Origin of the sequence: Comamonas sp. CMM03 (assembly GCF_019218715.1) — a bacterium.
GTDB lineage: Bacteria > Pseudomonadota > Gammaproteobacteria > Burkholderiales > Burkholderiaceae_C > Comamonas > Comamonas terrigena.
Map to the genome: position 1 here is coordinate 267619 of NZ_JAHUXB010000003.1, position 20027 is coordinate 287645.

General features: G+C 67.2%; 19 protein-coding genes and 1 pseudogene. 9 read left to right on the forward strand and 11 right to left on the reverse strand.

The genetic code is table 11. The features are described from left to right. Position 1: 1 nt before the first annotated feature. A complete protein-coding gene (locus tag KW830_RS11885) occupies positions 2-925 on the forward strand; it encodes a ParB/RepB/Spo0J family partition protein (protein WP_066538511.1) in 924 nt (307 codons plus the stop codon). A gap of 81 nt (positions 926-1006) precedes the next feature. Here the strand turns inward: KW830_RS11885 and KW830_RS11890 are convergent, their stop codons facing one another. Together KW830_RS11890 and KW830_RS11895 are read right to left on the reverse strand one after the other, a co-directional pair. Further along, positions 1007-1837, reverse strand: coding sequence for a hypothetical protein (locus tag KW830_RS11890; protein WP_066538514.1), 831 nt, complete (start codon positions 1835-1837; stop codon positions 1007-1009). 63 nt (positions 1838-1900) lie between these two features. After that, on the reverse strand, positions 1901-2500 hold the full coding sequence (locus KW830_RS11895) for a tetratricopeptide repeat protein (RefSeq protein WP_066538517.1): 600 nt from the start codon (positions 2498-2500) through the stop codon (positions 1901-1903). Between the two features lie 286 nt (positions 2501-2786). Between KW830_RS11895 and KW830_RS11900 the strand changes: the two are divergent. Then, positions 2787-3536 (forward strand): annotated as a pseudogene (locus tag KW830_RS11900) (class I SAM-dependent methyltransferase); the annotation flags it as partial. A 189-nt stretch (positions 3537-3725) separates the two neighbouring features. On the opposite strand, the gene KW830_RS11905 reads toward KW830_RS11900, so the two are convergent. After that, positions 3726-4619, reverse strand: coding sequence for a helix-turn-helix domain-containing protein (locus tag KW830_RS11905; protein WP_218333291.1), 894 nt, complete (start codon positions 4617-4619; stop codon positions 3726-3728). Between the two features lie 65 nt (positions 4620-4684). Between KW830_RS11905 and KW830_RS11910 the strand changes: the two genes are divergently transcribed. After that, a complete protein-coding gene (locus KW830_RS11910; protein WP_218333292.1) occupies positions 4685-5974 on the forward strand; it encodes an MFS transporter in 1290 nt (429 codons plus the stop codon). Between the two features lie 95 nt (positions 5975-6069). On the opposite strand, the gene KW830_RS11915 is transcribed toward KW830_RS11910, so the two are convergent. Both KW830_RS11915 and KW830_RS11920 read right to left on the reverse strand, forming a co-directional pair. Further along, positions 6070-7086: a tripartite tricarboxylate transporter substrate binding protein gene (locus KW830_RS11915; protein ID WP_218333293.1), complete on the reverse strand. Its 1017-nt coding sequence runs from the start codon at positions 7084-7086 to the stop codon at positions 6070-6072. 66 nt (positions 7087-7152) lie between these two features. Continuing rightward, positions 7153-8361: a CaiB/BaiF CoA-transferase family protein gene (locus KW830_RS11920; protein ID WP_218333294.1), complete on the reverse strand. Its 1209-nt coding sequence runs from the start codon at positions 8359-8361 to the stop codon at positions 7153-7155. 122 nt (positions 8362-8483) lie between these two features. Between KW830_RS11920 and KW830_RS11925 the strand changes: the two genes are divergently transcribed. Then, positions 8484-9383, forward strand: a complete 900-nt coding sequence (locus KW830_RS11925; protein ID WP_218333295.1) for a LysR family transcriptional regulator — start codon at positions 8484-8486, stop codon at positions 9381-9383. Positions 9384-9497: 114 nt separating this feature from the next. Beyond that, on the forward strand, positions 9498-10280 hold the full coding sequence (locus tag KW830_RS11930) for a class II aldolase/adducin family protein (protein WP_066538533.1): 783 nt from the start codon (positions 9498-9500) through the stop codon (positions 10278-10280). A gap of 119 nt (positions 10281-10399) precedes the next feature. Here KW830_RS11930 and KW830_RS11935 read toward each other — a convergent pair whose 3' ends face one another. Both KW830_RS11935 and KW830_RS11940 read right to left on the reverse strand, forming a co-directional pair. Beyond that, on the reverse strand, positions 10400-11812 hold the full coding sequence (locus tag KW830_RS11935) for an FAD-binding oxidoreductase (protein ID WP_218333296.1): 1413 nt from the start codon (positions 11810-11812) through the stop codon (positions 10400-10402). A 160-nt stretch (positions 11813-11972) separates the two neighbouring features. After that, on the reverse strand, positions 11973-12344 hold the full coding sequence (locus KW830_RS11940) for a hypothetical protein (protein ID WP_066538539.1): 372 nt from the start codon (positions 12342-12344) through the stop codon (positions 11973-11975). A 165-nt stretch (positions 12345-12509) separates the two neighbouring features. Here KW830_RS11940 and KW830_RS11945 point away from each other — a divergent pair, with 165 nt between their 5' ends. Further along, on the forward strand, positions 12510-13079 hold the full coding sequence (locus tag KW830_RS11945; protein ID WP_066538893.1) for a cob(I)yrinic acid a,c-diamide adenosyltransferase: 570 nt from the start codon (positions 12510-12512) through the stop codon (positions 13077-13079). Positions 13080-13217: 138 nt separating this feature from the next. Next, positions 13218-14123, forward strand: a complete 906-nt coding sequence (locus tag KW830_RS11950) for a LysR substrate-binding domain-containing protein (protein ID WP_192334590.1) — start codon at positions 13218-13220, stop codon at positions 14121-14123. Positions 14124-14161: 38 nt separating this feature from the next. Here the strand turns inward: KW830_RS11950 and KW830_RS11955 are convergent, their stop codons facing one another. Further along, a complete protein-coding gene (locus KW830_RS11955; protein WP_218333482.1) occupies positions 14162-15382 on the reverse strand; it encodes a D-amino acid dehydrogenase in 1221 nt (406 codons plus the stop codon). A 289-nt stretch (positions 15383-15671) separates the two neighbouring features. Here KW830_RS11955 and KW830_RS11960 point away from each other — a divergent pair, with 289 nt between their 5' ends. Beyond that, entirely contained in the window at positions 15672-16553 is an 882-nt protein-coding gene (locus tag KW830_RS11960; protein ID WP_218333297.1) for an amino acid ABC transporter substrate-binding protein, read from the forward strand. Positions 16554-16570: 17 nt separating this feature from the next. Beyond that, entirely contained in the window at positions 16571-17311 is a 741-nt protein-coding gene (locus KW830_RS11965) for an aspartate/glutamate racemase family protein (RefSeq protein WP_218333298.1), read from the forward strand. Between the two features lie 80 nt (positions 17312-17391). Here KW830_RS11965 and KW830_RS11970 read toward each other — a convergent pair whose 3' ends face one another. The 3 genes from KW830_RS11970 to KW830_RS11980 form a co-directional block, all read right to left on the reverse strand. Continuing rightward, the gene (locus KW830_RS11970) at positions 17392-17817 is read right to left on the reverse strand and encodes a hotdog fold thioesterase (RefSeq protein ID WP_218333299.1); all 426 of its coding nucleotides are present in this window, start codon (positions 17815-17817) and stop codon (positions 17392-17394) included. A gap of 97 nt (positions 17818-17914) precedes the next feature. Then, positions 17915-19294, reverse strand: a complete 1380-nt coding sequence (locus KW830_RS11975; protein WP_218333300.1) for a HAMP domain-containing sensor histidine kinase — start codon at positions 19292-19294, stop codon at positions 17915-17917. Further along, the gene (locus tag KW830_RS11980; protein WP_192334593.1) at positions 19291-19983 is read right to left on the reverse strand and encodes a response regulator transcription factor; all 693 of its coding nucleotides are present in this window, start codon (positions 19981-19983) and stop codon (positions 19291-19293) included. Before KW830_RS11980 ends, KW830_RS11975 begins: the two co-directional genes overlap by 4 nt. Positions 19984-20027 lie beyond the last annotated feature (44 nt).

Here is a 20027-nt window from a genome sequence, read left to right on the forward strand (position 1 = left end):
CATGGCAACCAAGAAACCCAAGGGACTGGGACGTGGCCTGGAAGCACTGCTCGGCCCCAAGGTGGATGACAAGGCGGCCCAGGCCGAAGCCGTGCAGACCGGCCAGCCCAGCACGCTGAACCTCGACCAGATGGTGGCCGGCCAGTACCAGCCGCGCACGCGCATGGACGAAGGCGCTCTGTACGAGCTGGCAGAAAGCATCAAGGCCCAGGGCATCATGCAGCCCATCCTGGTGCGCCTGCTGGGCCAGGGTGCGAACGCCGGCAAGTACGAAATCATCGCGGGCGAACGCCGTTTCCGCGCCTCCCGGCTGGCAGGCCTGGACAGCGTGCCGGTGCTGGTGCGGGATGTGCCGGACGAAGCCGCCGCCGCGATGGCGCTGATAGAGAACATCCAGCGCGAAGACCTGAACCCGCTGGAAGAAGCCCAGGGCCTGGCGCGCCTGGTGCAGGAGTTCGGCCTGACGCACGAACAGGCCGCCCAGGCCGTGGGCCGCAGCCGCTCGGCCGCCTCCAATCTGCTGCGGCTGCTGAACCTGGCAGATCCGGTGCAGACCATGCTGATGGCCGGCGATATCGACATGGGCCATGCCCGTGCACTGCTGGCGCTGGACAAGGCCGGCCAGATCACGGCCGGCAACCAGATTGCGGCACGCAAGCTGTCGGTGCGCGAGGCCGAAGGCCTGGTCAAGAAAATCACCGAAGAGAACGACGGTACGGCCGCAGCCAAGGCCAGGAAAGTGTCCAAATCGCGCGATGTGCAGCGCGTGGAAGAAGAACTTTCCGACCTGCTGATGGCCCAGGTGGAAGTGCGCGTCAAAAAGCGCGTGAAGCGCCACGGCAAGGTGCAGGACATGGGCGAGGTGGCCATCCAGTTCGGATCGCTGGACGAGCTCAACGGGCTGATCGAACGCCTGCGCGGCTGAGCCCGGTCCCGCCGGATACGGGGCAGCCGCCCATGAAAAAAGCCTCCATACGGAGGCTTTTTTTCGTGCAGCGCCGGGCGCTTACTTGCCGACCTTCAGCTGGCCGCCGCGGCCCAGGCCGCCCTTGACTTCCTGCGCCTTGTAGTTGCGCAGCGACACCACCATGTTGTTGTAGGCATCCATGAAGGCGGCCACGGTGGCCTTGCCTTCCGGCGAGCGCGAGAAGCCGCCCAGACCGGCCGCAGCGCCGCCGCCCAGGCCGCCCAGCGCGGCACCGAAATTGGTGGCGGTGGCATTGCCTTCGGAAATGGAGATCTGCACGCCCGAACGGATGTCGAACATGCTCAGCGTGACCACGGAAGCCTTGCTCTGCATGGCGCCACCCACCAGGGCGCCCACGCTGCCGAACAGGCCACCCACGCCCGCGGCGAGTTGACCGGTGGCGTCGTTGTCAATGATGATCGACGGCTCCATGTAGTAGTCGGCCGCTACGCGCTGGCCCTTTTGCTGCTTGGAGCCGGCGCGGAATTCACCGGAATTGCGTTGCTTGTCGGTGATGGACGAGATCTTGCTTTCGGTGCGGTTGTTGCCCACCGAGGTGATCACGAAGCAGTTGGACTGCTGCACGGCCAGGCGGATCAGCGGCTCGATGGTGGTGATCTTGGTGGCGGCGCCAAAGCTGGCATACCACTCCTTGTTGCGGCCATCATCCACGGCCAGGGTGCCCAGAGGGGCATCGCAACGCTCCAGCGTCGGGTTGGCGTTCACGCTGCTGGCGCCACCTGCCGCACCCGTGGCGGCCGTGGGGGCCGTGCCCGTGGAGATGGTGCCGCCGCCAGGGGTGACGCAACCTGCAAGGGTCAGCGATGTGGCGATGGCAACCCAGCGGAGGGCGGAAGTGGTCTTGGACATAAACAGAGGACTCGCTAAGAAAAAGAGTGGATGAAAAACGGAGGTCCGGCAGGCCGCTGCGCGTCAGCGCAGATTCCAGCCGGAAGAGCTCCAGACCCAGTAATACGGCGCGCTGTAGTACCAGCTGCCCCAGGATTTGCGGTAAGCGTCACGGATCTGGTAGAGGCGCTGCTCGTCCTGCTTGGCCGCCTGGGCTTCCTTGAGCAGCTTCTGGGATTCCCGGTCGCCTCGGGCGGCGGCGCGGCTGAGCCAGGACTCGGCTTCCGCCGGATCTGCGCCCATCTCTTCCACACCGGTCAGGTACATGCGCCCCAGTGCCACCTGGGCCGGCAGGTGGCCGCCATCGCCGGCCTTGCGCAGCCATTCGATGGCCTGGTAGCTGTTGCGCTCCACACCATCTCCGCGCAGCAGGCGCATGCCCAGGTCGTAGGCAGCCCGGGGGTCGCGCTCGGCCAGCTGGGTCAGGGCCTGCATGCGGCGTTCCGCTTCGGCATCCACCGGGGTGCCCTGGAAGGTGGTGGTGCTGCGGTGCTGGTCCGCGCAGACATTGCCCTGGCAGATGCGCACGGTTTCCGGCCTTGCCGTCTGCTCCGCAGGAGATTGTGCGGCGCAGCCCACCAGTGAAAGCGCTAGCAACGAGCCGGTCCACAACATTGGGTGCATGGTGTCTCCTGAAGGAAAAATCTGTCGGGTGGAAAGATCGAAACCGCTGATAGTAACAAACGCAATCAATTGCTATTCACGTTGTAAAACGTGAATATGCCGGAGAACGCCGCCGCTTGCCAAGGCTCCGCAAGGGGCGGTGCGGCAGCCGGAGCGGAGAGAATGCAACGGTCGCCGCGCCCGGAGGGCGCTGGAGCGCCTTGCACGGGAGGCGGCAGCCGATGCAAGGCGGCTGTCTGTTGCTATCCTGTGCTGTTACCAATTTCTACCTTTTGCTGTTGCATCCATGCCTGCTTTTCTTCCATTTCTCGCGCGGAGCTGGCCCTTGCCGGCCCTGCTGGCCTGGGCCGCAAGCTGGGCGGCCTTTGTGGCACTGGGGCGGGTGCTGCCGGTCTGGCTGGCGCTGTGCGTGGGCTGTGCAGTGGGCACGGCGGCCAGCCTGTGGGGTCACAGCTGGTGGCGCCGCTGCATGATTGCGCTGGGCTTTCCGCTGTCGCTGGCGGTGGTCGGCGTGGTGGGCCTGCCCGCCTGGGCCTGGCTGGTGCCGCTGGTGTTGCTGCTGCTGGTCTATCCGCTCAATGCTTGGCGGGATGCGCCGGTGTTCCCCACGCCGGCGGGCGCGCTCGATGCCTTGCCGCAGCATGTGCCGCTGCCCGATGGCGCCCTGGTGCTGGACGCTGGCTGCGGCATGGGCGACGGCCTGCAGGCACTGCGTGCCGCCTATCCCCGGGCGCAGCTGGAGGGGCTGGAGTGGAGCTGGCCGCTGCGCTGCGTGAGCGCGCTGCGCTGCCCCTGGGCCAAGGTGCGCCGTGGCGACATCTGGGCCGAGGACTGGGGCGCCTACGACATGGTCTACCTGTTTCAGCGGCCCGAAAGCATGTCCCGCGCCGCGCTCAAGGCCGAGGGCGAGATGTACTCGGGCAGCTGGCTGGTGAGCCTGGATTTCGCCGTGCCGGATGTGGAGGCGCGTGCCTCGCTGCCCGCCGCAGGCCATACGCTGCACATCTACCAGCTGCCGCTGTGGCCGGATGCGGCAGAGACCGTGCAGCAGGCGCTGGATGCACACCCGCCCTCACCGGAGGAGCAGGCCTGGAGCGCCATCTACCCGCACCGCCAGCCCCCGCGTATCAAGCACCGTCCGCCCCCACCACCCCCGCAGCGCAACCGCTGGGGCCTGCGCAAATAAGCGGGCTGGCCGGCCTCTGGCCGCCCGGCGGCCCCAGGGTCACAGTCCGCCGTCTTCTTGGCCGCTGTGCAGGCCGAAAAAGCGTGCCGGGGCCATGCCCATGGTGCGCTTGACCATGGCGCTGAAGGCACTGGGGCCATAGCCCAGCGAGGTGGCAATGTGCTGGATGGAATGCTGGCGTGCCGCCATGGCCACGGCCTTGGTCAGCACCACCTGCTGGCGCCACTGGGTGAAGGTGCATTCCAGTTCCTGCCGGAACAGCCGCGCCACGGTGCGCGGGCTGGCGCCGGTGTCGCGCGCCCAGTCTTCCAGCGTGGCGTAGCGCGTGGGGTCGGCCAGCACGGCCTCGCACAGACCGCGCAGGCGCTTGTCCTGCGGCAGGTTCACCCCCAGCTGCACGGCGCTGGCGCGGCGCAGCTCGTCCAGCAGCAGGGCGCTCAGATGGTGCTCGCGCGCACGGTCCTGCGGGCTGAGCTGCAGGCGGTCGTCGGGCAGGGTGGGCAGCTCGCGCACCACGGCGCGCAGCAGGTCCGAGGCATTGAGCACGCGGCACTGGCGCCAGGCGGCTTCCTCCTGGCGGCTGACGCCGGGGCCGCAGCGGCCGTCGGGCTGGTAGAAGTACAGCGTGCGCAGATCTGCATCACCCACCATGGTGACGGCATGCTCCATATCGGGCGGCACCCACAGCGCGCGGGAGGGCGGCACGATGTACGTGCCTTGCGCCACCGTCAGGCGGATGGTGCCGGTGGTGGAGATGGCCAGCTGCGCCCAGGGGTGGCGGTGGGGCTTGACCTGGGTGTCCCCCGCCAGCCAGCGGCACTTGGCGCGCACCGGCCGCTGCACCGTGGGCACATAGAGATGGGGCGTGAGCGTTTCCACATAGGCGGACGCTTTGCCGGCGCGCAGCGGCGCCGTGGGGGCAATGCTTGGCATGTTGGCGACAGAAGTTGGCTGGCTATCGTAATGCGGACGCGGCCCCTTTGCCTAAGATCACCCCCATGACTGCCACTGCCACCTCTTCCGCCACGCCGCCGGCCGCCGACCTGCGCCAGGATGCCCGCACCATCGGCCTGATCGGCCTGGCCCATGGGTCCTCGCACTTTTTCCACCTGCTGCTGCCGCCGCTGTTCCCCTGGCTGATTTCCGACTTCGGCTACAGCTATTCGGAGCTGGGGATGATGGTGTCGCTGTTCTTCATCGTCTCCGGCACCGGGCAGATGCTGTCCGGCTTCCTGGTGGACCGGGTGGGCGCACGCCCGGTGCTGTTTGCCGCGCTGGGCAGCTTTGTCGTCGCGGGGGTGGTCGCCAGCACGGCGCAGAACTACGCCATGCTGCTGCTGGCCTCGCTGTTCGCGGGCCTGGGCAATGCGCCTTTCCACCCGGTGGACTTCACCATCCTGAACAAGCGGGTCTCGCCCCAGCGCATCGGCCACGCGTTCTCCATGCACGGCCTGTCGGGCAACATCGGCTGGGCCACCGCGCCGGTGTTCATGGCCGGCATCACCACCGCCACCGGATCGTGGCGTGTGGCCTGCCTGTGCGGCGCGGCGCTGGCGGCCGTGGTGCTGGCCATCATGCTGATCAACCGCCGCTGGCTGGACGACCGCGATCCCGCGGCCATCGGCAACCAGGCCAAGCCCGCCGCCACCCAGGCCGCTGCGGCCGCCAAGCCGGAACACGCCATGGCCTTCCTGAAGCTGCCCTCGGTGTGGCTGTGCTTCTCGTTCTTCTTCTGGAGCACCTGCGCCATGAGCGCCATCCAGAACTTCGCCAGCCCCTCGCTGCGCGCCGTCTACGGCCTGCCGCTGAGCGTGACCGCATTGATTGTCACCGGCTACATGCTGTGCGGCGCCCTGGGCATGCTGATTGGCGGTTTTCTGGTGGGCCGCGTGCAGCGCCTGGAGAAGGTGATTTCGATCTGCATGCTGGGCTCGGCCCTGCTGCTGGCGCTGGTGGGCACGGGCTGGCTGCCGGGCATGGGCGCGGTGGTGGTGGCCTCGATTGCCGGCCTGGGCACGGGGCTGGCAGGCCCCTCGCGCGACATGCTGATCAAGCGTGCCGCCCCCGAAGGCGCCACCGGCCGGGTCTACGGCACCGTGTATTCGGGCCTGGACCTGGGCTTTTGCGTGGCCGCACCGGTGTTTGGCTGGATGCTGGACCACCACATGTACCTGGGCATCTTCTTCGGATCGGCCACGGCCCTGGCGCTGAGCGTGGTCTCGGCCCTGGTGGTGGGCGATGGCGTGCACAAGCGCAAGCAGGGCGCGGTGGCCGCGCGCGCGGCCTGAATGCACGGGGAACGTCCGGCACCATGAAAAAGGGAGCGCTTGCAGCGCTCCCTTTTTTTGTCGTAGGTGGCTGCCGAGGCAGCCTGTCCAGCGGCTTATTGCGCGCTGATGCCCTTGTCGTTGGCGATCTTGCTCCAACGCGCAAAGTCGTTGGCCAGGCGTGCCTTCATGGTGGCTCCGTCCTGGTAGCGGGCGATGGCGCCGGCGGCCTGCATCTTGTGCTGCAGCGCCGGGTCGGCGAGCACCACCTTCAGTTCCTTGTTCAGGCGGTCCACCACGGCCTGGGGCGTGCCCAGCGGGGCCACCAGGCCGCCCCAGGTGTCGGCGTCGAAGCCGGGGAAGCCTTGTTCGGCCACCGACTTCACGCCGGGCAGCAGCAGCTTGGCCTGGTTGGAGCTGACGGCGATCGCACGCAGCTTGCCGGCCTGGATATGGGGCAGGGCGGCGACCACGTCGGCAAACATCACCGGGATCTGGCCGCCGATCAGATCGGTCACCGCCGGGGCGCTGCCGCGGTAGGCCACGTGCTGCATGTCGAAGCCGCCCAGGTCCTTGAGCTGCTCCATCGACAGGTGGCCAAAGCTCCCGGTGCCCGAGCTGGTGTAGTTCAGCGAAGGCTGGGCCTTCTTGGCGTAGGCGATCAGGCTGGGCAGGTCCTTCACATCGGGCAGCACGCGCGGGTTGACGATGATGGCCATGGGCAGGTCGTACACCGTGGCCACGGGCAGGAAGTCCTTGCGCACGTCGTACAGATTGTTCTTGAACAGCACCGGCGCCAGCAGCGCGGGCATGCCGAACATGGACAGGGTGTAGCCGTCGGCGGGTGACTTGATGAAGCTGGCCGTGCCGATGGAGCCCGAGGCGCCGGCGCGGTTTTCAATGATCACGTTCTGGCCCAGGCGTTCGGACAGGCTCTGGGCCACCAGGCGGGCGGCCGTGTCGGTAGGGCCGCCGGGCGGGAAGGCCACGACCAGCTTGATCAGCTTGTCAGGCCAGGCGCCAGCGGCCTGTGCCGGGGCCATCAGGCCGCCGACCAGGGCTGCGCCGCAGGCCAGCAGGGCACTGCGGCGGGTGAAGGTGGAAGCAGGGGTGCGCGAAGGATTGCGTTGCATGGTTTGTCTCCAGAGGGCAAGCAGGGGGGATGTTGGTCTTATAGGGAAAAGAAAGCGGAACCGGTGTCAGAGCACCTGCTGTGCGCGCAGTGCGGCCACGGCCTCCGGGGCCATGCCCAGCAGCTCGTGCAGCACCTCGTCGGTGTGCTGACCCAGGTGGGGCGGGGGACGGCGCACCGGCAGGCGCTGGCCGTCCATGGCATAGGGGGGCGCCAGCACGGCCTGGGGGCCGGCTTCGCTGTCGTCGAAATGGTGCAGCAAGCCGGCTTCCTGGGTGCGATCGGACTGCAGCGCGTCCAGCAGGCCGAACACTTCGCCGCAGGGGATCTGCGCGGCGCGCAGCCTGTCCAGCAGCTCGGCACGGCTGAAGCGCAGCAGCGCGGCTTCGATCAAGGGCATCAAGGTGGTGCGGTGGGCCGAGCGGGCCACATTGGTGGCAAAGCGCTCGTCCGTGGCCCATTCGGGCTGGTTGATCACCTCGTGGCAGAAGCGCACGAACTGGCCGTTGTTGCCCACGGTGATGACCAGCGGGCCGTCGGCCGCCTCGAACACGCCATAGGGCACGATGGAGGGGTGGGCATTGCCGAACTTGGGGGGATCCCCGGCCTTGAGCAGCGCTTCCATGCCGTAGTAGCTGGTGATCATCAGCCCGCAGTCGTACAGTGCCATCTGCACATGGCGGCCGGTGCCGGTGCGTTCGCGCTCCAGCAGTGCGGCCAGAATGGCCTGGGCCGAGTACATGCCGGTGAACATGTCCACAGCGGCCACGCCAAATTTCAGCGGGCCCTGGCCGGCCTCGCCGTTCATGGCCATGATGCCGCTCTCGCCCTGCACCACCAGGTCATAGCCGGGGCGCTGGGCCTCGCCGCCGCTGCGGCTGTAGCCGGAAATCGAGCAGTACACCAGGCGCGGGTTCAGGGCCGACAGCTGTTCGTAGCCCAGGCCCAGTTTCTCGGCGCCACCGACCTTGAAGTTCTGCACCACCACGTCGCACTGCGCGGCCAGCTCGCGGGCCACCTGCAGGCCGGCTTCGGACTGCAGGTCCAGCGTGATGGAGCGCTTGTTGCGGTTGGCGCTGTTGAAGTACGAGGTGTTGCGCGTGCCCACGCGCACGCCCCAGTCGCGGGTGTCGTCGCCGCGGGCCGGGTGTTCGACCTTGATCACGTCGGCGCCGAAGTCGGCCAGGGCCATGGCGCACATCGGGCCGGCCAGCACGCGCGACAGGTCCAGCACGCGGATGCCAGCCAGCGGTTGGAGGGGGGAGGAGTTGTTCATGCCTGCTTGTCTCATCGCCCGGGGTGCGGGCGGCAGATGGTTCAAGCCGCTGATTTTCGATATGTTTAATTATTTTGACAATTGTGCTGATAATTGAAATGTATGTTGATTGAAAGTTGACAATGGACGTGAACGCCCTGGGCCTGCTGGTGGAAATCATCGATGCCGGCAACCTGAGCCGCGCAGCCGCCCGCCTGGGCATGAGCCGTGCCAATGTGAGCCACCGGCTGAGCCAGTTCGAACGCGATCTGGGGCAGCAGCTGCTGCGCCGCACCACCCGCCAGATCGAGCCCACGGAGCTGGGCCGGCGCCTGTACGAACACGGCCGTAGCATCCGCCATGAGCTGCTGTCGGCCGATGAATCGGTGGCCGCGCTGGGCCAGGCGCTGCAGGGCCGGGTGCGGCTGAGCGTGCCCAGCGGCTATGGCCAGCTGACCATGGCCGGCTGGCTGACCGACTTCATGCGCAGCTACCCCGGCATTGCGCTGGAGGTGATCTTCGACAACGCCATCGAGGACCTGATGGACGGCCGCGTGGACTGCGCCGTGCGGGTGATGAACGACCCGCCCGAGCACCTGGTGGCACGCCATCTGGGGCCGGTGCAGTACGTGGCCTGTGCCACGCCGGCCTGCATGGCGCAGTGGGGGCAGCCACAGACCTTGCAGGCGCTGCTGCGCCTGCCCCTGATCGCCTCGGGCCTGACGGAGCAGAAGCTGCGCATGGCCGGCCTGCAGACCCTGGGCCAGGGCGATGCCGCCCTGTCCATGCGCCTGGTTTCGCCCAACTTCTACTTTCTGCGCGAAGCCCTGCTGCAAGGCCTGGGCGTGGGCCTGGTGCCTGACTACATGGTGCGCGAATCCATTGCGCAGGGGGCGCTGCAGGCGCTGGCGCTGCCCGCCGGCAGCCTGGACTTCCTGGCCACGCACAAATACCTGCTGTACATGCCCACGCGCTTCCAGACCCGTGCCATCCAGACCTTGACCGAGTACCTGTACGAACGCGCGCTGGCCGAAGCGGTGTGAGCGGTGCAAGCGGCGTCGGTGGATTGGGACATGCCCGGATGTGTCCGCTGCGGCACAGACAGCGCTGGGCGCGCTGCCTAGAGTGGTGCGCACGATCACCAGGAGACACCCCCCATGAGCCAACCCCTCCCCGCAACCCCGGACATCCCCAGCGTGCAGCATCTGGTCAGCCCCGCAGAGTGGCAGCTGCGCGTCGATCTGGCCGCCTGCTACCGGCTGGTGGCGCTGTATGGCTGGAGCGATCTGGTCTTCACCCACATCAGCGCACGCCTGCCGGGGCCGGAGCACCACTTTCTGATCAACCCCTACGGGCTGATGTTCGACGAGATCACCGCCTCCTCGCTGGTGAAGGTGGACATGCAGTGCAACAAGCTGATGGATTCACCCTACCCGGTGAACCCGGCCGGCTTTGTGATCCACAGCGCCGTGCATGCCGCGCGCGACGACGTGCAGTGCGTGCTGCACACCCACACGCGTGCCGGCGTGGCGGTGAGTGCGCAGAAGCACGGCGTGCTGCCCATCAGCCAGCAAAGCACGTTCGTGCTGGCTTCGCTGGCTTACCACGACTACGAAGGCGTGGCCTTCCGCGACGACGAGAAGCCGCGCCTGCAGGCCGACATGGGCCGCGCCAACTTTCTGATGCTGCGCAACCACGGGCTGCTGACCTGCGGGCGCAGCATTGCCGATGCCTTTCTGTCGATGTACACCTTTGAAGCGGCGTGCAAGATCCAGGTCGATGCACTGGCCGGCGGCACGGAGCTGACACAGGTGAACCCGGCCATCGTGCAGGGCGTGTCCCAGGCCTCCCGGGTGCAGACCGGGGGCATGGGCGGGGCGTTTGTGTGGCCGTCGCTGCTGCGCAAGCTGGACCGTGAATCGCCCGGCTACCGCAGCTGAGGCCGGTGGCCGCACGGCCTTCCCCAGCAGGGTGAAGACCGGACGCAAAAAAGGCCTGCCATGCACGCCGGTGCAGGACAGGCCCTGGTGGCCCTTATGGAGCGGGCGCAGCGCCGGGCTTACAGCGTGAAGATCTTGCCCGGGTTCAGGATGTTCTTGGGGTCCAGCGCCTGCTTGATGGCCGCCATCATGGCAATGGCGCCGTCGCCGCATTCCTCGCGCAGAAAGTCCTGCTTGTGGATGCCGATGCCGTGCTCGCCGGTGCAGGTGCCTTCCATGGCAATGGCACGGCGCACCAGGGCATGGTTCAGCGCTTCGGCACGGTGGCGCTCGTCGGCGTTGTCGGGGTCAATCAGATAGCCGAAGTGGAAGTTGCCGTCACCCACGTGGCCCACCAGGAAGTAGGGGATGCTGCTGGCGTTGACTTCGTCGATGGACTCCAGCAGGCAGTCGGCCAGGCGGCTGATGGGCACACAGGTGTCGGTGGTGATGGAGCGGCAGCCCGGACGGCTCTGGATGCCGGCAAAGTAGGCGTTGTGGCGGGCGGTGAACAGGCGCGTGCGCTCCTCGGGCGTGTCGGCCCATTCAAAGCCCTTGGCGTCGAATTCGGCCGCAATGTCCTGCACCATCTCGGCCTGCTCCTTCACACCGTTGGGGGAGCCGTGGAACTCCATCAGCAGCATCGGTTCCTCGCGCAGCGTGAGGTTGCTGTGCTTGTTGACCATGGCCACGGTGGCGGCGTCCACCAGCTCCACGCGGGCAATCGGCACGCCCATCTGGATGGTCTGGATCACGGTGTGCACGGCGTCGGCAATCGTGGGGAAGGAACACACGGCGGCGCTCACCGCTTCCGGCAGCGGGAACAGGCGCAGCGTGATCTCGGTGAAGATGCCCAGCGTGCCTTCGCTGCCTACCATCAGACGGGTCAGGTCGTAGCCGGCGGCGCTTTTCTTGGCGCGGTTGCCGGTGCGGATGATCCGTCCCTGCGCGGTGACCACTTCCAGGGCCAGCACGTTTTCGCGCATGGTGCCGTAGCGCACGGCATTGGTGCCGCTGGCGCGTGTCGACGTCATGCCGCCAATGGAGGCATCGGCACCGGGGTCGATGGGGAAGAACAGGCCCTGGTCCTTGATGGCGTCGTTCAGCTGCTTGCGCAGGATGCCGGGCTGCACCGTGACGGTCATGTCTTCGGCATTGACGCGCAGTACCTGGTTCATGCGGCTCACGTCGATGCTGATGCCGCCCTGCACCGCCAGCAGATGACCTTCCAGCGAGGAACCGGCGCCATAGGCGATCACCGGCACCTCGTACTGGTCGGCCAGCTGCACGGCATCGGCCACGTCCTGGGTGCTCTCGGCATAGACCACGGCGGCGGGGGGCGGCGCCTGGATGGAGCCCTCATCACGGCCATGCTGTTCGCGCACCGCCTGGGCGGTGGAGCAGCGGCTGCCGAAACGTGCGGCCAGTGCATCTAGAAAGGCTTGCGGGATGGCACGGGGTTGCAGGTGGAGGGCGGCAGTGGGGGCGTTCATAAGGGATTCCAAGAGGGGCCAAAAGAATACCACTCGGGTGCGGCCCTGTCTGCCACTGCGTCATCGCCAGACCGCGTGTTGGACGGGGGCTGCCATGCCCGCTGGCGGAAGGCCGGAGCACCCGCGACAGGGCGCTGGCGTGGGCTGCGCGCACCGGCGCTCAGTGCTGCTTCAGGCCGTTGGAGAATTCTTCGCGGGACAGTGAGCCGTTGTGGTCCACATCGAATTGCTGAAAGCGTTCGGCCACGGCGGGAAAGCGCTCGGCTTCGCGCAGGGTGAGCTTGCCGTCGCCATTGGCATCGGCGCGGTCGAAAGCCTGGTCGGCGGTGGGTGCGGCACGCGGTGTTGCCGGCGCGGCCTGGGCCTGTTGCACCGCTTGGGACGGGGCCGCCTGCTGCGCGGGCGGAGAGGTGACGCTTTGCGCCATGATGGCCTGGGTGCCGCCCATGGTCAGACCGGCAAACAGCACCAGGCTGCGGGCATCGAAACCGTGCAGCACACGGATACGGGACAGGGAACGTGTGGGTTGCATGCGTGCCAACTCCTGTTATCAAAACAAGGAGCACATTGCACAGCACTGGCAGGCCGGAAGCCAGCTTTTTTTCCCCTTGTTTCCCGCGTACACATGGGGGTGCAAATGTGTAACGCACAATGCGTGCTGACTTTGTTTTTCCCGCCATTCACCAAGGAGCAGGCCATGGGCAACCGTTTGACACAGATCGCCACCCGTACCGGGGACGACGGCAGCACCGGCCTGGGCGACAACACCCGCGTGTCCAAGAACAGCCTGCGTCCGCACGCCATGGGCGATGTGGACGAGCTCAATTCCCACATCGGTCTGCTGCTGTGCGAGCCGCTGCCGCAGGACGTGCGCGAACTGCTGGGCGATGTGCAGCACCAGCTGTTCAACCTGGGCGGCGAGCTGTCCATGCCCGGCTACGAGCTGCTCAAGGACGACGGGCTGCTGCAGCTGGACAATGCGCTGGCGCAGTACAACGCCCAGCTGCCGCGCCTGGTGGAGTTCATCCTGCCTGCCGGCACGCGCGCCGCCGCCCAGGCCCATGTGTGCCGCACCGTGGCGCGCCGCGCCGAGCGCCAGGTGGTGGCGCTGCAGGAAGTGGAGACCATGCGCCCCGCCCCGCGCCAGTACCTCAACCGGCTGTCGGACCTGCTGTTCGTGTTGGCGCGTGTGCTCAACCGGATGGATGGCGGCGACGATGTGTACTGGAAGAGCGAACGCCTGGCGCGTCTGGCCGCCGGCGAATGAAGGTCTGCGGAGCGCTGCCGGCCCCTATCGGCACGCTCCCCAGCAACGACGGCCTTGCTGCGGGATGCCGGAGCCCCCCGCAGCCAGGCCACCATGGCTTTTGACCGGTGACAAGGCCGACCCAGGAGATCCAGCAGCATGCGTTTGCGGCATATCGAGGTATTCAACGCGGTCATGCAGACCGGCAGCGTCAGCGCCGCTGCGCGGCTGATCAATGTGACGCAGCCGGCGGTCAGCCGCACGCTGCAGCATGCCGAGCTGCAGCTGGGCTTTGCACTGTTCCAGCGGGCACGCGGGCGGCTCACGCCGACGAACGAGGCCCTGGCGCTGTTCCCGCACATCGAGAAACTGTTTGAGCAACTGGACGAGGTGCAGCGCCTGGCGGCCAATCTGCGCCACGGCCAGGCGGCCGACCGGCTGCAGGTGCTGACGGTGTTTGCACTCAGCCGCGAAGTGCTGCCGCGTGCCGTGGCCGGCTTCCGCCAGAAGTACCCGCAGGTGCAGGTGAATGTGCAGGCCTTGCACACGCCCCAGGTGGTGTCGGCCCTGCTGCTGCAGGAGGCCGACGTGGGCTTTGTCATCAGTTCGGTGGGCCAGCCGGCGCTGGAGCACGAGACCCTGGCCGAGGTGGACATGCACTGCATCCTGCCCAAAGGCCTGCTGCCCCCGCGCAAGGTGCGCGCCGAAGGCATGGAGCTGGCCGACCTGGCGGATCTGCCGGTGGTGGCGCTGGATGGCAAGGACCCGCTGGGCATGCGCATCAACCAAGCCTGCCGCGAACATGGCGTGGGCCTGTCCCCGGTGGTGACGGTGCAGACCTACCATGCGGCCCTGTCCATGGCCGAATACGGCCTGGGCGCCGCGATTGTGGATGGCTGTACCGCCTCGGCCGCCGACCGCCACAAGGTGCATGTGGTGCCGCTGCTGCCGCGCATCACCGTGGGCATCAACGCGCTGCATCTGGCGCAGCGCCCGGGCTCGGTGCTGGCGCGCGCCATGACCCAGGAAATGCGCAAGGCGCTGCGCGAGCTGCTGGGCGACTAGGCGCCGGGCGACTCCGCGAAAGCGGCGCAGCCAGGGCCTCAGGCCCGGGCCAGCTGCTGCACCAGGCGCTGGGCCGAGCCAAAGGCCAGCGTCAGCCCCAGCGCGCCATGGCCGGTCTGCAGCCACAGATTGGCCGGGCCGCCCCGGGCACGGCCGGTGACCGGCAGGCCCGTGGGGGTGGCCGGGCGCATGCCGGTCCAGGGCTGCACATCGCCGGTCTGCGCCAGCTGCGGAAATACCTCGCGGGTGGACTGCTGCAGGCTGGCAATCTTGCCGGCATCCAGCGTGGTGTCGCGGCCCACGATCTCCACCATGCCTGCCACGCGCACGCGATCGCCAATGCGGGCGAACACCACCTTGCGCGTGGTGTCGGTCACGCTGACCGTGGGACCGGTGTGCGGTGCCGCCGCGGCGTCGATGGTGATGCTGTAGCCCTTGAGCGGGTACACCGGAACGTGCACGCCCAGCTGGCGTGCCTGCACGGCACTTTCCCAGCCGCTGGCCAGCACAAACTGGTCGGCCGTGATGCGGCCGTTCGACGTGTCCAGTGCGGTGATGCGACCGCCCTGCACCGCATGGCGGTGGGCCTGGGTGCCGAAATGCAGGTCCGCGCCGCGCTGTGCCAGCAAGTGGGCCAGCTGTTCGCAGAGCTTGCGGCAGTCGGCCGCGCTTTCGCTGGGGGTGTAGATGGCGCCGGCCATGCGCGGGGCATAGCTGGCCAGCGCAGGTTCCAGGCGCGCCACTTCGGCAGCATCCACCACCTGCTGCAGCGGGCCCGCCAGCGTGGCCTGCAGGGCCACCTGCTGCGCCGCGCCGTCCAGCGCCTGCTGCGTGGGGTAGAGCACCAGCTTGCCCGGTTGGTGGTGGTCGCAGTCCAGGGCCTCGCGCGCCAGCATGGCTTCGAAGGCCAGGCGGCTTTCGGCGGCCAAGGTCAGCAGGGACCGGGTGCTGTCGGCCGAGGTCCGGGCGTTGCAGGCACCCAGGAACTGCAGGCCCCAGGACCACTGCCGGGGGTCGGCCTGCAGGCGGAATTTGAGCGGAGAGTCTGGCTCCAGCAACAGCTTGGGCAGCTGTCTCCAGATGCCGGGATCGGCCAGCGGCTGCACATAGGCATAGCTCAGCTGTGCGCCATTGCCACCGCTGGCCCCCATGGCCGGGCGCTCTGCGCGATCGACCACGGTGACACGGTGCCCTGCCTGTTGCAGGGCATAGGCTGTTGCGAGACCGACGACGCCGGCACCGATGACACACACATGCATTTGGGGCTTCTCCATGGTGGGGAGAACTGTAGGTCTGCCGGGGGGCTGCGTCGCATGGCGTTTTGCACACAGGGTATGCCCTAGTGTTATGGAGTTTGGTGCTTTTGAGGCCCCCGTGCTGCGCCAAAAAAGTGCCTCATGCACACACTCGATGCATGGCTGCACGGTCTTGGTGAAAACCCTTTGATCCCATAAACACAAGGCATGGATGGGCGTGCAATTGGCATCCCTCAAACGGCAGGACAGTTCCTACACTGACCTGCACATTTGCAGCCAACGAGGGAATCACATGCAATTTCGTACCACTTTGCTTTGCGCCGCTCTGGGTCTGGCCAGCCTCGCAACCGCCCACGCCGACACCCTGTCCAAGGCCAAGGAAAACGGTCAGATCACGCTGGCCTACCGCGAGTCTTCGGTGCCCTTCAGCTACCTCAATGGCGGCAAGCCCGTGGGCATCACAGTGGACATCTCCAACGCGATTGCCGACGCCGTGAAGAAGGCCGTGGGCAAGCCTGACCTGAAGGTGAACTGGCAGGCCGTGACCTCGCAGAACCGCATCCCGCTGCTGATGAACGGCACGATCGATGTGGAGTGCGGCTCGACCACCAACAACACCACGCGCGGCAAGGACGTGGACTTCGCCATCAACCACTTCTACACCGGCACGCGTCTGGTGGTGAAGAAGGATTCCGGCATCAAGAACTATGCGGACCTGAAGGGCAAGACCGTGGCCATTACCTCGGGCACGACCAATCTGCAGGTGGTGCGCAAGGCCAATGCCGAGAACAACTGGGGCGCCAACATCGTGATGCCCAAGGACCACGCCGACGCCTTCCTGCTGGTGGAAAGCGGCCGTGCTGCCGCGTTCGCGATGGACGACATCCTGCTGTACGGCCTGATCGCCAACGCCAAGAACGCCAAGGACTTTGAAGTGGTGGGCGATTCGTTGCAGGTCGAGCCCTATGCCTGCATGGTGCGCAAGGACGACCCCGCCTTCAAGAAGCTGGTTGATGGCGTGATCGGCGGCATGATGAAGTCCGGCGAATTCACCAAGCTGTATGACAAGTGGTTCCTGCAGCCCATTCCTCCCACCGGCACGGCCCTGGGCCTGGCCATGGGCGACGCGTTGAAGAAGAACCTGGTCGAACAGAGCGACAAGCCCGCATTCTGACCATGGTGCCCGGTGTGATGGCTCCGCCGCGCGCGGTGGGTATTCTGGGCGGCATGGGGCCAGCCGCCGGGGCCGATTTTGTGCGCCTGTTCGTGCAGGCGTGCACGGCCTATCTGCAGGACCATGGCCAGCCGGTGCGTGACCAGGCGTTTCCCGAGCACTGGCTGGTGCAGATGCCGATTCCGGACCGCACCCAGGCCCTGAGCGGCACGCCGCCAGGCCCGCAGGACCCGGCGCCCCACATGCTGCAAGGCATAGGGCGACTGGCCGCCCTGGGCGTGCGCAGCGTGGCCGTGGCCTGCAATACGGCACATGTCTGGCACAGCCAGTTGCAGGGGCTGTTTCCGCAGCTGGCCATCCTGCACATTGCACAGGAAACCGCGGCCCATCTGCAGCGCCAGAGGGCGACCCGGGCCGTGGTGCTGGCCACGGCGGGCACCTACCGCACGGGCCTGTATGACGAGGCCTTGCGGTCCTGCGGCATCGAGCCGCTGGTGCCGGATGCCGCAGGCATCGAGCAGCTCATGCAAGGCATCTACGATGGGGTGAAACAGGGCGATCTGGCGCTGGCCGCACAGCGCTTCGGCCACGTGCTGGAACGCATGCGCCAGCAGCATGGCGATGTGCCGGTGATCATGGGCTGCACGGAGATTCCGCTGGCCCTGCCGCAGGCCCCCGAAGCCCAGGGCGCGAGTCTGGTCGATCCCGCGTGGATCCTGGCCCAGGCACTGGTACGACAGGCCTACGAGGCTGCCTGAAAAACAGGCAGCAGTGCTGGAAAAACCGAAAAAAAGGCTCCGCACGCGGAGCCTTTTTTGTTGGGTGTCGACGGGCCGACTCAGTCCCGCGGCGGCAGGATGGCCATGGTGATGCGCGACACGCAGGTCAGCTCGCCGGCCTCGTTGACCATGTCGATCTGCCAGACCTGGGTGGTGCGGCCGATGTGCACCGGCCTGGCCGTCCCCGTGACCCAGCCGCTGGTGGCCGGGCGCAGGTGGTTGGCGTTGATGTCCAGCCCCACGGCCATATGGCCTTCCGGGCAGGCGTTGAAGGCACCGACCGAGCCCAGGGTTTCGGCCAGCACCACGCTGACCCCGCCGTGCAACAGGCCGAAGGGCTGCTTGGTGCGCGCATCCACGGGCACCCGGCCCACCAGGTAGTCGTCGCCTTTTTCGGTGATTTCGATGCCCAGATGGCCCACCGCACAACCGTCGTTGCGGGCGTTCATTTCTTCCAGGCTGGCTTGCTTCTTCCAGATCGCCATGGTGCGCTGTCTCCTTGTAGCTAGACCGGCATCATGCCGTGGCGCGGCGGGGCGGCGCAGCCTACTGCGTGACAACGGCGCGCCGCCGCGCAGAGCCTCATGCCGCAGGCGCGGCCGGCAGCGTCAGGCGCACTTCGAAGCCCGGGTGGAGGTTGGCAAAGCTCAGCTGTCCGTCGTGCAGGGCCACGATGGCCTGCACGCTGGACAGGCCCAGGCCGTGACCGGGCTGGCGTTCGTGGGCGCGGAAAAAGCGCTGGGTGAGCTGGTGCAGCCGCTCCGGCGGGACGCCCGGGCCATTGTCCTGGATGCGCAGTTCCACCACCGCAGCGTGCTGCTGTGCAGTGATGGTGATCTGGCCGCCGGGCTGCTGGCAGGCGTATTTCAGCGCGTTTTCCACCAGATTGGCCAAGGCGCTGGCCAGCAGATCGCCATCGCCCAGCGCCCGGGGCTGGTCCTGCAGTTCAACTGTCATGGTGCATTGCGCATCCTCGGCCACGGGGGCGTACAGATCGTCCACTTCGGCCAGCAGCGTGTACAGATCCACGGCGGTGAATTCCTGGCGGCGCATGCCGGATTCCAGCTCGGCAATCTGCAGCAGTTTCTCGAACACCGTGCCCAGGTCCTGCAGCTCCTGCTCGACGCGTTCGAGCTGGCGCCGCTGTTCCGGGCCGTCCAGGTAGCGGGCGCTGCGCAGCTGCAGCAGCACCCGGGTCAGCGGCGTGCGCAGATTGTGGGCGATGGTGTTGGAGACATGGCGCACGCCATCCATCAGCTGTTCGACCTGGTCTAGCATCCGGTTGATGTCGTGTGCCAGGCGGGTGAATTCATCGTCCCGCTCGGCCAGGGGAATGCGGGCACCCAGCTCACCGTTGGCCACCTGCTGCAGGGTGCGCCGTATGCTGGTGGCGCGTGCATCCACCAGGCGCCGGAAGCCCACGCTGCCGGACAGGGCCAGGATCACCACGATCACCACCGCAGACAGGCTGGCGCGCATGAAACGCTGTTCGATATCGCGCAGCGCTTCCATGTCGGAACCCACGACCAGCATGTTGCCGCTGGGCAGCAGCGCCACGGCCACGCGTCCGGTGATGGTGCGGCCGTGGCGCTGCAGCCGCAGCTCGCGCAGGCCTGCCGTCGTCAGGCTGCGCTCGGGCTGGATGCTGGCATTGCCCAGCAGCACGGCGCCGTGGGCATCGGTCAGGATCACGATCTCGGTCTGGCTGTCGACCCCGTCGTTGAGCAGGTTGCGGATCTCCAGCTCCAGCGAGGCCTCGCCGTAGTGGCGGGACAAGGTTTCCAGGCGCTTGAGATCCTGCTTGGCCTGCTGGTCCATGCGGTTGCTGAGCACCCCCACCATCTGCACGTAGAAGATGGCCAGCACGACCACCATGGTCAGCAGCAGCAGACCGCCGTAGTACAGCGCCAGGCGAAAGGCGATGGAGCTCCACGGGCGGCCGATGGAAGACGGCGCGGTCATGCGGTGGGTGCGGTGGTGGACAGGCAGTAGCCGACGCCGCGCACGGTGTGGATCAGGGGCGGGTTGAAGCCCTTGTCCACCTTGTTGCGCAGGCGGCTGATGTGCACGTCGATCACATTGGTCTGCGGGTCGAAGCGGTAGTCCCACACCGACTCCAGCAGCATGGTGCGGGTGACGGTCTGGTCCACATGGCGGGCCAGAAAGGCCAGCAGCCGGAATTCCCGGGGCTGCAGCTGCAAGGTGGTGCCGCCGCGTTCGGCATAGCGGCTGAGCAGATTGAGCCGCAGGTCTGCCACTTCCAGCATGGGGATGGGGGCTGGCGTGTGCACGCGGCGCAGCAGGGCTTCCAGGCGGGCGTGCAGTTCGGAAAAGGCAAAGGGTTTGGTCAGATAGTCGTCACAGCCGGCCTTGAGGCAGCGCACGCGTTCGTCCGTGGTGGACAGGGCGCTGAGCACCAGCACCGGCGTGGTGTTGCCCATGCCGCGCAGCGCCTGCAGGATTTTCAGGCCGTCGAAACCGTCGGGCAGCATGCGGTCCAGCACGATGGCATCCCAGTGGCCGGTGACCGCCTGGGTCAGCCCTTCCATGCCATCGTGGCACACACACACCTCGGCCTGCAGCTCGCGCATGCCTTCGGCCAGAAAGCGGGCGTTCTGGGTGTCGTCTTCAATGATCAGGAAACGGGGCATGGCAGTGGTGGAGTCGGCAGACCGCCTACTATAGACAGGGGTGG

Excerpts from the sequence above, each read along its gene's own strand:
- KW830_RS11885 (WP_066538511.1), top strand. The coding sequence starts at position 2 with ATGGCAACCAAGAAACCCAAGGGACTGGGACGTGGCCTGGAAGCACTG.
- KW830_RS11890 (WP_066538514.1), bottom strand. The coding sequence starts at position 1,837 with ATGTCCAAGACCACTTCCGCCCTCCGCTGGGTTGCCATCGCCACATCG.
- KW830_RS11895 (WP_066538517.1), bottom strand. The coding sequence starts at position 2,500 with ATGCACCCAATGTTGTGGACCGGCTCGTTGCTAGCGCTTTCACTGGTG.
- KW830_RS11905 (WP_218333291.1), bottom strand. The coding sequence starts at position 4,619 with ATGCCAAGCATTGCCCCCACGGCGCCGCTGCGCGCCGGCAAAGCGTCC.
- KW830_RS11910 (WP_218333292.1), top strand. The coding sequence starts at position 4,685 with ATGACTGCCACTGCCACCTCTTCCGCCACGCCGCCGGCCGCCGACCTG.
- KW830_RS11915 (WP_218333293.1), bottom strand. The coding sequence starts at position 7,086 with ATGCAACGCAATCCTTCGCGCACCCCTGCTTCCACCTTCACCCGCCGC.
- KW830_RS11920 (WP_218333294.1), bottom strand. The coding sequence starts at position 8,361 with ATGAACAACTCCTCCCCCCTCCAACCGCTGGCTGGCATCCGCGTGCTG.
- KW830_RS11925 (WP_218333295.1), top strand. The coding sequence starts at position 8,484 with ATGGACGTGAACGCCCTGGGCCTGCTGGTGGAAATCATCGATGCCGGC.
- KW830_RS11930 (WP_066538533.1), top strand. The coding sequence starts at position 9,498 with ATGAGCCAACCCCTCCCCGCAACCCCGGACATCCCCAGCGTGCAGCAT.
- KW830_RS11935 (WP_218333296.1), bottom strand. The coding sequence starts at position 11,812 with ATGAACGCCCCCACTGCCGCCCTCCACCTGCAACCCCGTGCCATCCCG.
- KW830_RS11940 (WP_066538539.1), bottom strand. The coding sequence starts at position 12,344 with ATGCAACCCACACGTTCCCTGTCCCGTATCCGTGTGCTGCACGGTTTC.
- KW830_RS11945 (WP_066538893.1), top strand. The coding sequence starts at position 12,510 with ATGGGCAACCGTTTGACACAGATCGCCACCCGTACCGGGGACGACGGC.
- KW830_RS11950 (WP_192334590.1), top strand. The coding sequence starts at position 13,218 with ATGCGTTTGCGGCATATCGAGGTATTCAACGCGGTCATGCAGACCGGC.
- KW830_RS11955 (WP_218333482.1), bottom strand. The coding sequence starts at position 15,382 with ATGCATGTGTGTGTCATCGGTGCCGGCGTCGTCGGTCTCGCAACAGCC.
- KW830_RS11960 (WP_218333297.1), top strand. The coding sequence starts at position 15,672 with ATGCAATTTCGTACCACTTTGCTTTGCGCCGCTCTGGGTCTGGCCAGC.
- KW830_RS11965 (WP_218333298.1), top strand. The coding sequence starts at position 16,571 with ATGGCTCCGCCGCGCGCGGTGGGTATTCTGGGCGGCATGGGGCCAGCC.
- KW830_RS11970 (WP_218333299.1), bottom strand. The coding sequence starts at position 17,817 with ATGGCGATCTGGAAGAAGCAAGCCAGCCTGGAAGAAATGAACGCCCGC.
- KW830_RS11975 (WP_218333300.1), bottom strand. The coding sequence starts at position 19,294 with ATGACCGCGCCGTCTTCCATCGGCCGCCCGTGGAGCTCCATCGCCTTT.
- KW830_RS11980 (WP_192334593.1), bottom strand. The coding sequence starts at position 19,983 with ATGCCCCGTTTCCTGATCATTGAAGACGACACCCAGAACGCCCGCTTT.